The 12,917-nt window shown below is 49.4% G+C and carries 14 protein-coding genes and 1 riboswitch; of the genes, 10 read left to right on the top strand and 4 right to left on the bottom strand.

Annotated features, from left to right (window positions below; genetic code table 11):
- A partial coding sequence (locus R7V76_RS16715; RefSeq protein ID WP_369076250.1) for an IS3 family transposase occupies positions 1-79 on the top strand: 79 nt, incomplete at its 5' end.
- Between the two features lie 74 nt (positions 80-153).
- On the opposite strand, the gene R7V76_RS16440 is transcribed toward R7V76_RS16715, so the two are convergent.
- Together R7V76_RS16440 and R7V76_RS16435 are read right to left on the bottom strand one after the other, a co-directional pair.
- Positions 154-912: an anti-sigma factor gene (locus R7V76_RS16440; protein ID WP_318094329.1), complete on the bottom strand. Its 759-nt coding sequence runs from the start codon at positions 910-912 to the stop codon at positions 154-156.
- Positions 912-1,457 (bottom strand): RNA polymerase sigma factor, encoded by a 546-nt coding sequence (locus R7V76_RS16435; RefSeq protein ID WP_318094328.1) that lies wholly within the window; start codon positions 1,455-1,457, stop codon positions 912-914. The genes R7V76_RS16440 and R7V76_RS16435 overlap by 1 nt, the downstream gene beginning before the upstream one ends.
- A gap of 227 nt (positions 1,458-1,684) precedes the next feature.
- Between R7V76_RS16435 and R7V76_RS16430 the strand changes: the two genes are divergently transcribed.
- From R7V76_RS16430 to R7V76_RS16415, 4 genes are all read left to right on the top strand, one after another.
- Positions 1,685-1,948, top strand: a complete 264-nt coding sequence (locus tag R7V76_RS16430; RefSeq protein ID WP_012371399.1) for a metal-sensitive transcriptional regulator — start codon at positions 1,685-1,687, stop codon at positions 1,946-1,948.
- Positions 1,949-2,097: 149 nt separating this feature from the next.
- Positions 2,098-2,622, top strand: a complete 525-nt coding sequence (locus R7V76_RS16425) for a YceI family protein (protein ID WP_318094327.1) — start codon at positions 2,098-2,100, stop codon at positions 2,620-2,622.
- Between the two features lie 39 nt (positions 2,623-2,661).
- Positions 2,662-3,465 carry an SMP-30/gluconolactonase/LRE family protein gene (locus R7V76_RS16420; protein ID WP_318094326.1) on the top strand — a complete coding sequence of 268 codons (804 nt, stop codon included), beginning with the start codon at positions 2,662-2,664 and terminating at the stop codon, positions 3,463-3,465.
- Positions 3,466-3,568: 103 nt separating this feature from the next.
- Entirely contained in the window at positions 3,569-4,297 is a 729-nt protein-coding gene (locus tag R7V76_RS16415) for an MBL fold metallo-hydrolase (RefSeq protein ID WP_131502293.1), read from the top strand.
- Between the two features lie 100 nt (positions 4,298-4,397).
- Here R7V76_RS16415 and R7V76_RS16410 read toward each other — a convergent pair whose 3' ends face one another.
- Complete coding sequence (locus tag R7V76_RS16410) at positions 4,398-6,008, bottom strand: alpha-glucosidase (RefSeq protein WP_318094325.1); 1,611 nt, start codon at positions 6,006-6,008, stop codon at positions 4,398-4,400.
- Between the two features lie 163 nt (positions 6,009-6,171).
- On the opposite strand from R7V76_RS16410, the gene R7V76_RS16405 reads away from it, so the two are divergent.
- The 5 genes from R7V76_RS16405 (at position 6,172) to tnpB (ending at position 11,635) form a co-directional block, all read left to right on the top strand.
- Complete coding sequence (locus R7V76_RS16405) at positions 6,172-7,359, top strand: aminotransferase class I/II-fold pyridoxal phosphate-dependent enzyme (RefSeq protein WP_318094324.1); 1,188 nt, start codon at positions 6,172-6,174, stop codon at positions 7,357-7,359.
- A gap of 62 nt (positions 7,360-7,421) precedes the next feature.
- Positions 7,422-7,525, top strand: a riboswitch (SAM riboswitch).
- Between the two features lie 83 nt (positions 7,526-7,608).
- On the top strand, positions 7,609-8,622 hold the full coding sequence (locus R7V76_RS16400) for a methionine ABC transporter ATP-binding protein (RefSeq protein ID WP_318094323.1): 1,014 nt from the start codon (positions 7,609-7,611) through the stop codon (positions 8,620-8,622).
- Complete coding sequence (locus R7V76_RS16395; RefSeq protein ID WP_318094322.1) at positions 8,612-9,277, top strand: methionine ABC transporter permease; 666 nt, start codon at positions 8,612-8,614, stop codon at positions 9,275-9,277. Before R7V76_RS16400 ends, R7V76_RS16395 begins: the two co-directional genes overlap by 11 nt.
- A 34-nt stretch (positions 9,278-9,311) precedes the next feature.
- Entirely contained in the window at positions 9,312-10,127 is an 816-nt protein-coding gene (locus R7V76_RS16390; RefSeq protein ID WP_318094321.1) for a MetQ/NlpA family ABC transporter substrate-binding protein, read from the top strand.
- 335 nt (positions 10,128-10,462) lie between these two features.
- The gene (gene tnpB / locus R7V76_RS16385) at positions 10,463-11,635 is read left to right on the top strand and encodes an IS200/IS605 family element RNA-guided endonuclease TnpB (protein ID WP_318094320.1); all 1,173 of its coding nucleotides are present in this window, start codon (positions 10,463-10,465) and stop codon (positions 11,633-11,635) included.
- A gap of 66 nt (positions 11,636-11,701) precedes the next feature.
- Here tnpB and R7V76_RS16380 read toward each other — a convergent pair whose 3' ends face one another.
- Entirely contained in the window at positions 11,702-12,580 is an 879-nt protein-coding gene (locus R7V76_RS16380; RefSeq protein WP_318094319.1) for a CAP domain-containing protein, read from the bottom strand.
- Between the last annotated feature and the right edge of the window lie 337 nt (positions 12,581-12,917).

Genomic DNA, 12,917 nt, shown 5'->3' with positions numbered 1-12,917 from the left:
AAATTACTATAACGAAGAACGAATCCAAGAAAAATTAGGCTACCTGACACCGATAAAATATGGTGTACTGGCAGCCTAATCAAGGTGTTTTATATGTGTCTCATATCGCTAGGTCAGTCTAATCCCTTACTGTCCTATCTCACTCAATGATTTTTATAACGTGACGGAAGCCACGACTTCACCGGTCGGTTTTTCTAAATCCGGTTCAGGTTCAACCGTTATGGCGACTGCATCAATCGTTCCGTCTCCTTTGATCGGGAAGACGGCTGCCGCTTCTCCGTCCTGTTCGATAACTCCGTTCGCGCGGGGCGTATCACCTTGAATCGTCCAGAGCTGATACAACTCGCCCTTCTTGAGCGGCGGTAAATCTTTCAATTGAACAAGCATGAATTCTTGGTCATCTTTCGTAAAAATCATGCTCGATCCCTTGATCGAGGCTGTACTTTCAAAGTTGCCCATTCCTTTGACTTCGTCCATCGCAAACTCTTCCGCAGGAGAAGACTCGTCTTGCGACAAGAAATAGGCGTTGGCACCAAGTGAGAGAATCAAGGCAGCTGCGATACTCATGAGCCAGCCGAGCGGCACACGTTTTTTCTCTTTCTTCGAGCGTGCCGCCTCGAGTTCAGACACGTGCGCCGTTTTCTGGACAGCCGATTTTTCAACTGGTTCTTGTACCGGTTCCGGTCCTTGTTTCGTCGATCCAAGAACTTCACCGAGAATTCTTGACTTCATGCCTGTTGGTATCGGTCGTTCCGGAAGTGATTCCGCGATGGGCAGCATCAAGTCTTGCATCTCTTGGAGCGCCTGTTTGCAGTCATCACAAGTCGCCAAGTGTGCCTCGAACGCGTCGCGATCGGCAGCTGATAATGTTCCGTTGAAGTAATCGATTAAATCATGACAACGTTCTTCCATCAACGTTCCCTCCCGTCTAGTAGTTTCCGGAGTGCCTGGATAGCACTCCTTATTCTTGTTTTCACCGTTCCGAGCGGTAAATTAAGCTGATCTGAAATTTGTTGTTGCGTCAGTCCTTTAAAATAAACGAGTTCAATTAACTCTTGTTGATCGGGTTTCAATTCATTGACGGCATCCCGGACTTCCGTCGCCGTTTCCCGCTGAATGACAGTCCGTTCGACCGGTTCATCATATCCGCCGTCCCGCTCCTCGACTTCAATCGTCGGTTGGCGTTTCTCGCGTCTCAGACAGTCGAGCGCTGCGTTGCGGGTAATCGTTAATATCCAAGAGGAGAACTTTCCTTTATCGGTATTAAAATCGACCCGTCCGTTCCAAATCTTCATCCAGACTTCCTGGATGACTTCTTCTGATAAACGATCATTGTTCGTAAAGCGATGAGCGAATGAGAACAGCAGCCTTTCATACTTGTCATACAGTACTTCGAGAGCTTGTTCATCTCCACTGCGCATCTGATGATAAAGCGATTCATCGGATTGAGTATGCATCCTTCTCCTCCTTGGTGATCAGTCAGCCTTATCATATAGTATACGCAAGCTGACGCAAAATCGTTTTAGTTTTTTCACTTTATTTCATTTTTTGTCCACCACATCCATATTCCCTATTCCACTAAAAAATATAGCTGAAAAAGCGGTTAGATTGACAGCAATACCATGATGGGCATAGCATAAAGATATCGAACAGACGGATTGCATCTTAGAACGGAGGAAAATGAATGGATTACGATCGTAAAATGAAGAACCGGGTCAGCCGGATCGAAGGACAACTTCGCGGTATCTTGCGGATGATGGAAGAAGGACAAGATTGCCGCGATGTCATCACCCAGCTGTCGGCTGCCCGCTCCGCCATCGACCGGACAATTGGTGTCGTCGTGAGCTCCAATCTGATCGAGTGTGTCAAAGAAGCCGAACAATCCGGCGAAGGACAGACCGAGGAATTGGTCAAAGAAGCCGTTAATTTATTGGTGAAAAGCCGCTAATCGATTCCTTGGAATCGTTGATAGTCTTGCACTGCTTGGATGCGGTGCAAGACTTATTTTTGTTTCCCGCTGTATGTTTTGGAATCGAGATAAAAAGGAACAATAAAAGGCGTGACTAAAAGTGACTTGAACATGAGGAGGAAACGAACATGGCTACGTATCAACTCGATCAGGACCACAGCTCCATTACATTCTCAGTCAAACACATGATGATTTCAAAGGTTAAAGGAGAGTTTCGTGACTTTACCTTTGATGTCAGCGGGGAAGCACACGATTTGGAAAATGCCTCTGCTGTCGTAACGATTCCGGTCGCGACGATCGACACGCGCAGTTCGGATCGCGATACACATTTGAAATCAGCCGATTTCTTTGATGTTGAGCAGTACCCGAACATTACTTACCGTGTGACTTCATTTAAAAAACACTCCGGTGACGAATATGAAGTGACCGGTGATTTGACGATTAAGGATGTTACGCGGACAGAAACGTTTAAGGTCGAGTATGAAGGCAGTGGTGTTGATCCTTGGGGTAATACCCGTTCCGGTTTTGAAGTCGACGGGAAGATCAAACGGGAAGACTACAATCTCACCTGGAACGTCGCACTGGAAGCTGGTGGTGTGTTAGTTGGTAGTGACGTCAAGTTCCAATTGCACCTCGAGTTCATTCACGGATAATCAAAAACAGAGATCACAGTATGTGTAGGGGGAAATCAGATGACAGTTTCACTTTTTATTGATGTTGCATGTAAGACCGGGGAATCACCGGTGTACGACGCTAAGACAAAACGATTTTATTTCGTCGATATTCCGGGCAAGCTTCTATTTTCATATGATTTAACGACAGAGGCTTTAAAACCTTATCAGTTACCCAGTCCCATCACATCAATCGCTTTGACGGACGCGCCGGACTTCCTGCGCGTCACGTCGGCACATGGTTTTGGAACGTTTGATTTAAAAGAAGGACACCTCTCACTGGAAACCCAGTTGACGCTTCCTGAATCCGACCGGATGAACGACGGGAAACTCGATCCATCGGGTCAGTATGTCGCCGGAAGCATCAATGAAGAGGACGGCGAGACGGCTTCGCTTTATCGTCTGCGTCATGACGGTTCCGTCGATGTCCTCCTTGAAAATTTGACGAACTCGAACGGACTCGTCTGGTCCGAGGATGGCAAGACGCTGTATCACATTGATACGCCGACGAAAAAAGTCTATGCCTTTGATTATGCAGCGGATCAACCGTTGACGAACCGTCGGGTGGCGATCGATTTAGAGAACGAAGACGGTTTCCCGGACGGCATGACCAAAGATACGGAAGGGCATGTTTTCATCGCCCATTACGCCGGATCGTGCCTGACGCGCTGGAATCTTGAAACCGGCGAAAAGCTCGCCCATATCGATTTCCCGGTTTCGAACCCGACCTGTCCGATTCTGTATGAAGACCGTCTACTCGTCACGACAGCAGCAGACGGTGATGATTCCGAACATGCAGGAGCCGTTTTCGAAGTAACGTATTGACACATTTACTCCCTCACGAGAGGGAGTTTTTTTTGTGGACGTCTGTACTAAAACAGGCGATACTAAAACAGAAGTGTATATTATGACGAGGGAGTGTAACCGGATGCATATTTCGACGATTGAACGACTTCATCAACTGCAAACAACTCCATCCTTCTTTCCGGTCAACTGTTACTTATTTGAAGAAGCCGACAGTCTCACCCTGATTGATACGGGGATTTCACTAAATGCCAAAGCCATCTATTCTGCCATCAAGTCGTTTGATAAACCGTTACAGTCCATCATCCTGACACATGCTCATGCCGATCATGTCGGATCGCTTGATTTTTTAGCGAGCGCTTTTCCGCTTGCCGAAGTCTCGATCAGTTACCGGGACGCCGCTCTCCTCAGCGGGGATGAGTCGTTGCGTGAAGGCGAGACGACACCGCTGAAAGGCGGCATTCCGAAAAACATCAAAACCCGTCCGGATCGGCTGCTCGAAAGCGGTCAACAGGTCGGCAGTTTAAGTGTTATTGCTTCTCCGGGACACACACCGGGTTCCATCTCCCTTTGGCATGAAGGCAGCCGGACGTTGATTGCCGGTGACGCCTTCCAAACTCAGGGTGGTCTGGCGGTGTCGGGGGACACACGTTGGCAGTTCCCCTTCCCGTCACTTGCGACGTGGGATAAAGAAGTGGCACTCCAATCGGCGCATCAGTTGACGGAACTGACACCGGACGTCCTGGCAGTCGGTCACGGACCGCTCGTCGTCGCACCGAGCTTCGATATGCGCCAGGCAGTCGACCGGTTTGAACAGCTCTTATCCTCGAAAAAGCGCAACGGTTATACGTAAAAAATCAATCGAATCAAAAAAATCCGGACTTTTCCTGCTCCTCATTTAGAAATGAAGAGTAGAAGATGTCCGGATTTTTTCTGTTGAACGTCACCGCCAGTTAAGGCATCTCGTATTGGTACAACCGGGCTTCGTACGGTGCCAATCGATTGATGTCCGCCGTCTCATAATTCGTCAGAATCAACTGTTCTTCCGGTAAACCGAACGTCGTCGTCACCGGTTCATCATGGACGTTCAAGACGATCCGCCAAACCACTCCGTCCAGGACCCGTTCATAGACATACAGGTACGGATCTTGAATCGCCAAATCACGATAAACTCCATAAACCATGACCGGATGAGTCTTCCGTAAATCAATCAGTTGCCGGTAAAAAGCCAGCACGGAATGCGGATCCTGGTCCGCCGCTTCGACGTTGATGTCACGGTAGTTCGGATTGACTGTCATCCAGGGTGTCGCTGCGGTAAATCCGGCTGCTTTGCCGGTATTCCACTGCATCGGTGTCCGTGAATTATCACGTGCCCGCAACTGCATCGATGACAGGACGGTTCCGGGTGATTCCCCGGCGGCAATCCGTTCGGCGTATTGATTCTGAAACGCGACGTCCTGATAAGACTCGGGGTCAGAAAAACGAATGCCGGTCATGCCGATTTCTTCACCCTGATAAATGTACGGAATGCCTGGTAACGTGTGTAGCATCAAGCCCAGTAACTTGGCACTTTCGACGCGATACCGTTCGCTTCCGAACCGGGTCACCTGACGGGTGTGGTCATGGTTATTCAAGAACTGGGACGCGACTCCACCCGGATAAAGCGCTTCGTACCAACGCTTCTGGATTTGTTTGAAGCGCGGCAAATCCATCGTCTCCATATCGTCCGCGACTTCGAAGTGAAACAGCGTCCGCAGTTCGTTCCGTTCCTCCCCGACATACAGTAACCCGTCTTCCGGGCCGACGAACGGAATCTCACCGACGGTAAAGAGATCGGTTCCCGCCAGTACTTCTTGGTACATCTCCTGCAACAATTCATGAATGCCCGGCTGGTTCCCTAAGTAGGATAAATTTAGAGGATCTGCGACATCGTCATACGTCGTCCGTTTCTTGATCAGATTGATGACATCCATCCGGAAGCCGTCGATTCCTTTATCGGCCCACCACCGCATCATCGTATACACGGCCTGCCGGACTGCTGGATGTTCCCAGTTCAAGTCCGGTTGCTCCGATGCAAAGGAATGGAAGTAATACTGCTGGCGCGTCTCATCCCATGTCCAAGGGCTCGGCGCAAAATATGACCGCCAATTGTTCGGCGGCGTTCCTTTGACCCCGTCCCGCCAAATGTACCAATCGGCTTTCTCGTTCGTCCGACTGCTACGGGATTCTTTAAACCACGTATGTTGATCACTCGTATGATTGACGACCAAATCAAGGATCAGTTTCAGTCCCCGTTCATGGGCAGACGCAATCAGTTCTTCCAAATCAGACATCGTTCCCGCTTTAGGCATAATCGAATAATAATCCGAAATGTCGTATCCGTTATCGATATCCGGTGATGTATAACAGGGATTTAACCAGATGACATCGACACCCAGGGAAGCGATGTAATCGAGTTTTTCAATCACTCCGCGTAAATCGCCCATCCCGTCTCCGTCCGAATCTTTAAAACTGCGCCAATACACTTGATAGACAACGGCTTCTTTCCACCAGGCCCGATTCATCCCATCATCTCCTTTGTGATTCAATCGTATTCTAGTTCAGTGTATCAAAAACACGAAAGCCACCGGTCCTTTTTACCAATTATCAGTAATTATTAAAAAACCCTTTTCTTTTTTCTGAAAATTCGTTATCCTTGACGACAATACCCAACAAGGAGGAAGACAGATGAAACATTTCGCCCCATCGATTGCGATTGATCGGTTACCCGCTCCGGTCTTCGCCGAGCTCGCCCAGCGGATCGGTGCCGTCAAGGCTGCCGGTCATGACGTCATCACGCTTGGTCAGGGAACACCGGATCAGACGACACCTGTACATATTCTAGATGCCTTAAAAGAGGCGATTAATGACGCGGCGAATCTCCAGTATCCCCCGTTTCGCGGACACGATTTCCTCAAACAGGCCGTCGCAGATTTTTATCAGTCGGAGTTTGGTGTAACAATCGATCCGGCCACTGAAGTCGCTATTCTGCTCGGCAGTAAAGCCGGCATCGTTGCCTTACCGCAAACGATCGTCAATCCCGGCGAAGGTGTCATCGTCCCTGATCCCGGATATCCGGATTACTTATCCGGTGCGGCCCTTGCCGGAGCTTACCCGATCACCTTGCCGCTTCTTGCGGAAAACGCCTTTTTACCCGACTATACGTTACTCGATACGACGGATGTCGAACGGGCCCGGATGTTGTTCCTCAACTACCCGAGCAACCCGACCGGCGCGACGGCGACAGCGGAAGCTTTCGAACAGACAGTTTCCTTTGCTGACGCGAACGACATCTGCGTCGTCCATGATCTCGCCTATGGCGGAATCAGCTTCGACGGTCCGACACGCAGTTTCCTCCAGACGGAAGGAGCAAAAGACGTTGGAATCGAACTGTTTTCATTATCGAAACGCTTTAACATGTCCGGTTTCCGAATCGCCTTCGCCATCGGGAATCCATCCGTCATCGCAAGTATCGAAACGTACCAGGAACACTTATACGTCAGTGCCTTCACACCGATTCAGCACGCTGCGACCGTCGCTCTTTCAAGCGATCAGTCGTGTGTCCGCGAACTGAGCGCTCTGTATGAAGCCCGGCGTGATGCCTTGTTCGGCAAGTTACAGGAAATCGGTTGGGACGGACCAATTCCGGGCGGTTCGTTCTTCGTCTGGTTGCCGGTCCCGTCCGGCTACACGTCCCAAAGCTTTACCGATCACCTGCTCGATGAAGCGCATGTCGCCGTCACACCGGGACATTTCTTCGGTGAATACGGGGAAGGTTATGTCCGGATCAGCTTGATTGCCGACGCCGAACGATTGGTCGAAGCGGCCGAACGGATTGGTCAATTGAATCTGTTCCGCCAGACCGTTGCGGAATAATTCTGAAAAAATGTTTGACAAATGGGAATGATTTCCGTTACAGTAAGTCCCAACAGCATATCTACTTATCGAGAGCGACCGAGGGATTAGGCCCAACGACGTCCGGCAACCACCTTTAAGGAACGGTGCCACATCCTACAGAATGTTTCATTCTGAGAGATAAGTTACGAAATCTTACACTTCGTCGCTTTTTTCTGGTTGCTCTTAACTGGAAAAAAGCGATTTTTTTGTATGGGGAGGAAACGACAGATGATTGAATTTAAAGGGATCACCAAACGGTTCGTTCGTGACCGGACACCAATCTTCGCATTACGCGACGTCAATTTAACGATTCAGCAAGGTGAAATCTTTGGCATCATCGGTGAATCCGGTGCCGGAAAAAGCACTTTGCTCCGTCTGATCAATGGACTGGAGACACCGACACAAGGAACGGTGAAAGTATCAGGCATCAATCTGTCGGATCTCTCAAAAGGCAGCTTACGCGAACTGCGATTGAGCATCGGGATGATTTTCCAACACTTTCAATTAATTCAATCCCGGAATGTCGCTGATAATATCGCCTTCGCCTTAAAGGCTGCCGGCGTCAAACGAACTGACTTTCCGCAACGGATCAAAGAGCTCGTCTCGCTGGTCGGGCTCGAGGGCTTTGAGGCGAATTTCCCGAGTCAGCTCAGCGGCGGTCAAAAGCAACGGGTCGGGATTGCCCGCGCCCTTGCGAATAACCCGAGTGTCCTGTTATGTGACGAAGCGACGTCCGCTCTTGACCCGGTCACGACGCTACAAATTCTCGAACTGCTGAAAGACTTGAATGAACGGCTTGGCCTGACGATCATTCTCATCACCCACGAGATTGAAGTCGTCAAACAGATCTGTCACCGCGTTGCCGTCATGGCACAAGGTGAAGTCGTCGAAGTCGCCAGTACATACGACCTGTTCAGTCAGCCGGCACATGATGTCACGAAACATTATGTCGATACGGCACTCCAGATCGAGTTACCGGAACGGATCTTACGGACGACACCGGGTAAAATCATCCGCCTGCAATTCACGGGTGAGAAGACCGGTGAAAGTACGTTATCGGAAGCAATCAAACAATTTGATATCTCCGTCAGCATCCTCCACGGTAAGGTCGATTATATTCAGAACGTCGCTTTCGGAGTGCTGATCGTCAGTTTGACCGGTCCGACGCTTCACGTGAATAAGGCCCTGACATGGCTCGAAGAACAACTTCACACACTTGAGGTGATCCAGGATGTGGCTTGAACGCATTGAAACCATGTTACCGGAGCTTGCGAAAGCGTTAGGCGAGACCGCCTTGATGGTCGGAATTTCACTGGGCTTCGCTCTTATCGTCGGCATTCCACTCGGGATTCTGTTGTTCATCACGGACCGGGGATTGTTTTTCCAGAACGTCGTCGTTCGCAGCATCTTGGACTTTTTCGTTAATATCGTCCGTTCGTTACCATTCATCATCCTGCTCGTCGCGTTGATTCCGCTGACGCAATTGTTACTCGATAACACGATTGGACCGACAGCGGCTTCCGTCAGTCTGAGTGTCGCCGCCATTCCGTTTCTCGCCCGGCTCGTCGAGACATCGCTCCGCGAGATTCCACCGGGATTGATTGAAGCTGCGGAAGCCTGCGGGGCCACACCGTTCCGGATTATCCTGAGTGCCCTTTTGCCGGAAGCTCTTCCCGGCATCATCCAAGCCGTCACCTTGACGACAATCAGCCTGATCGGATTTTCCGCCATGGCCGGTATCGTCGGCGGTGGTGGTGTCGGTGACCTGGCCATCCGCTTCGGTTATTACCGGTACGACAATGTCGTCATGATCGTGACGATCGTCGTCCTCGTCATCATTGTTCAAAGTATTCAAGGGCTCGGCAATGTTTTGGCCCGCCGTGCTGATAAACGTTAACTACAAATAGAGAACTGTAAGGGAGAGAATGAAGATGAAAAAACGTTATGCCTTTTTAGCAACAGGATTACTTGGTGCCGGAATTCTTGCCGGTTGCGGTGACAGCAGCGCTGAAGAAGACAACAAATCGATCAAGATCGGTGCAACGAGCGGTCCCTACAGTGACATGGTCAAAGAAGCAATTCAACCCGGGCTTGAAAAGAAAGGCTACGACGTCGAAATCGTCGAGTTCGGCGATTATATTCAACCGAACATCGCGCTCGGCAGTGGTGATATTGATGCCAACCTGTTCCAACACTCCATCTACCTGAAGACGTTTGCCAAGGAAAAGAACCTCGACCTCAAAGGACTGATCACTGTCCCGACGGCGCCGATGGGATTGTACAGCAAATCCTACAAATCGCTGGATGACGTCAAGACGGGAGCAGAAGTCGCGACACCAAACGATCCGACGAATCAGGCCCGGGCACTGAATCTGCTCGCTGACCAAGGTTGGATTGAATTGAAAGCCGACACGGATCCACTGACGGTCTCTGAAAAAGATATCGTCAAGAATCCGAAGAAACTGGTCATCAAACCGCTCGAAGCCGCCCAACTGCCGCGTGCCATCGAAAGTGTCGATATCTCTGCCGTTCCGGGAAACTTTGCGTTAGCCGCAAAATTTGATTTGCTGGATGCACTGGCCCTCGAAAAAATGGACGAGCAGTACCGGAATCTGGTCGCCATCAAAACATCGAATGCAGATAAACAACTGGCGAAAGATTTGACGGCTGTCGTCAAATCGGATGATTTTAATAACGTCATTGAAAAATCATTCAAAGGATTCAGTAAACCGGACTGGGCAAAATAATCAAAATTGTCCGCTCTCTTCATTAATATGCTAGACGAACCTCCTGATCGCTCCGCCTTGTTTCCAGGGTGGAGACGCTTCAGGAGGTTTTTCGATTGCACAGCTGTTTCGGGCGTCACGTCTTCCCCCTCGAGAAAAGCGAGTGGACAGAAAACAGCATTCTCCCCCATCAAAAAAAACCTCAATTCTGCTTTCGCAAAATTGAGGTCATGCGTAGTATTGCATGTTTTATCAAAATTAGGCGAGAATACTCCCATTTCTAACCGAAGTGAAAGTGGGAGAGGAATCACCAGCCTGCCTTTCGGGTATATTCCCTTCAAAGGAGGTGAAAAATGGTGTTGAAACACAAGGCCTACAAGTTCAGAATCTACCCGACAAAAGAGCAGAAAATCCTGATTGCGAAGACGATAGGATGTTCGCGCTTCGTCTTCAACCACTTCCTGGCGAAGTGGGAGGAAACGTACAAGACCACCGGAAAAGGACTGTCCTCCGGTTCTTGTTCCAAAGAACTTCCTTTGTTGAAGCAGGAGTTCGACTGGTTGAAGGAAGTCGATAGCACTTCTGTTCAAACGAGCGTCAAGCATCTTGCCGATGCGTTTGACCGCTTCTTCAAGAAACAAAACGAACGCCCTCGATTCAAGTCGAAGCGGAACCCCGTCCAGTCGTATAAGACCAATATCCAAGGGAAATCTCAACTTCCCGAAGCCTCTATCATCGGGAACAAGTTAAAACTTCCGAAGCTGAAATGGGTTCGTTTCGCCTATTCGAAACAGGTCACAGGCCGTATCTTAAACGCAACCATCCGACGAAACGCTTCAGGGAAATACTTCGTCTCCCTGCTCGTCGAGCAGGAGATTAACGAACTGCCGAAGACCGGTTCATCCGTCGGCGTCGACGTAGGACTCAAGAACTTCGCCATCCTTTCGGATGGCACGGTATACAAGAACGACCGTTACTTTCGAACGCTTGAGAAGAAACTGGCGCGCGAACAGCGTAAGCTCTCCCGTCGTCAACGCATCGCCCTGGCCAAGAAAGTGAAGCTTTCCGAGGCGAAGAACTATCAAAAGCAAAAACGGAAAGTCGCCCGCATCCACGAAAAGATCGCCAACAAGCGCACTGACTTCCTGCACAAGGTATCGATCGAGATCGTCCAAAACCACGACGTCATCGGGATCGAGACCTTGCAGGTGAAGAACATGCAGAAGAATCGTAAGTGGAGTAAAGCCATCTCGGACGTCAGCTGGGCGGAGTTCTTCCGCATGTTAAAATACAAGGCAGACTGGTACGGGAAGATTGTCGTAAAGGTCGGCAAGACCTTTGCTTCGAGTCAACTCTGCTCGAGTTGCAATCATCAATACAAGGACGTGAAACATCTAGGCTTGCGTGAATGGACATGTCCGAATTGCGGGATCCACCACGACCGGGATGTGAACGCAGGACTGAATCTCAAACGAGAAGCTGAACGTATCTTAGCTTCTTCAACCGTCGGGACGACGGGGTTAGCCTGATCCATTTTCGACCGTTAGGTCGGATAACTCAGGAATCCTCCACCTCTAAGTGAAGGTTGAGGTAGTTCAAGGTGTTCGGAAATTAATCGTAAAGTACGGTGCATTGTCACGGAACGCGACACCGGTATCCGCCTGTTTGAAGTCCTTGTTCATGATGTTATCACGGTGTCCTTTCGAGTTCATCAAGCCCCAGTGCGCTGAAAAGACATTCGGGTAGCCCATCGACAGATTTTCTCCGGCTGCCGAGAAGCGGATCCCGTTTTCTTTCATCCGGTCAAACGGATCACGTCCTTCCGGATCGGTATGGGAGAAAAAGTTATTCTTCGCCATGTTTTCGCTGTGTGCCCGCGTGACCGGTTTTAAGGGACTGTACGGTGTCAGCGCTCCGAGCTTATAATCGGCCCGGTCCCAGTTCATAAGACGCAGCATCAGCTTCTCATCCGTCGTTCGCAAGGCAGCGGACGCCTTGCCGTAAAATCCGCTTTTCTTCGCTTCGACTTCTTTTGGGATTGCAAGTGTCGCTTTGACCTTATTGCCGTCGTGCTGATCAAAGAAATACGTCACGTACCGGTCATTCTTTTCATAGACGGCGGCATGATCGAGATTCAGCAAATAGTTCGTATTGCCTTTCCGATACGACTTGACGGCTTTCCAGCCTTTTTTCGCAAGACTGGCTTCCGTATCTTTGTTTAATACAGCACCTTGTGTCGTTACACCGTTTTTCGAACGGTACTTTCCATAATCCTTGCCGTCTTTCGTCAGTGCTACGAACTCTTCCGTTGCCGTCCGTCTGACTTCCCAGGTGTAACCCGGATATTCACTTGTATATCGATCAATCAGCGTTCCGCCGCTTTTCGGATAATCTGCTTCCGCCTGTTCCATCGGAGTATTTTCATAACTAAAGAAAGCGACAGCTGCTATTCCAAGTACTAACCACTTTTTCATCTGTTTGCCTCCTCGGTTCTTCCATTGACTTCATTTTAAAAGAAACCTGTCCGTTCGAACAGTCTAAGCAGTCATTTCGTTTGAAATCACACGATTCAGCAACTTGCTTCACACTTTTGACACATTATAGACTTTCCGTATAAAAAAGGTCTGACGTCTTTAGCTGTCACGATTCCCCCTGCTGTTCTTACATAAAATAAACTATTCTTCCCCTGTTGTGACTGCTAAGATGAAGACAACAATCCGCGACGATTTGAATCCAACACTTCTCGAATCAAATACTTCTTCGCTACACTGTATTTAGAACAGATGTAGGGAGATGAACTAGGAGTGGAAA

It is taken from the genome of Exiguobacterium artemiae (assembly GCF_033342815.1).
GTDB lineage: Bacteria > Bacillota > Bacilli > Exiguobacteriales > Exiguobacteriaceae > Exiguobacterium_A > Exiguobacterium_A artemiae_A.
Note: the sequence above shows the minus strand (reverse complement) of the source record. Positions and strands in the feature narration are given on the sequence as shown.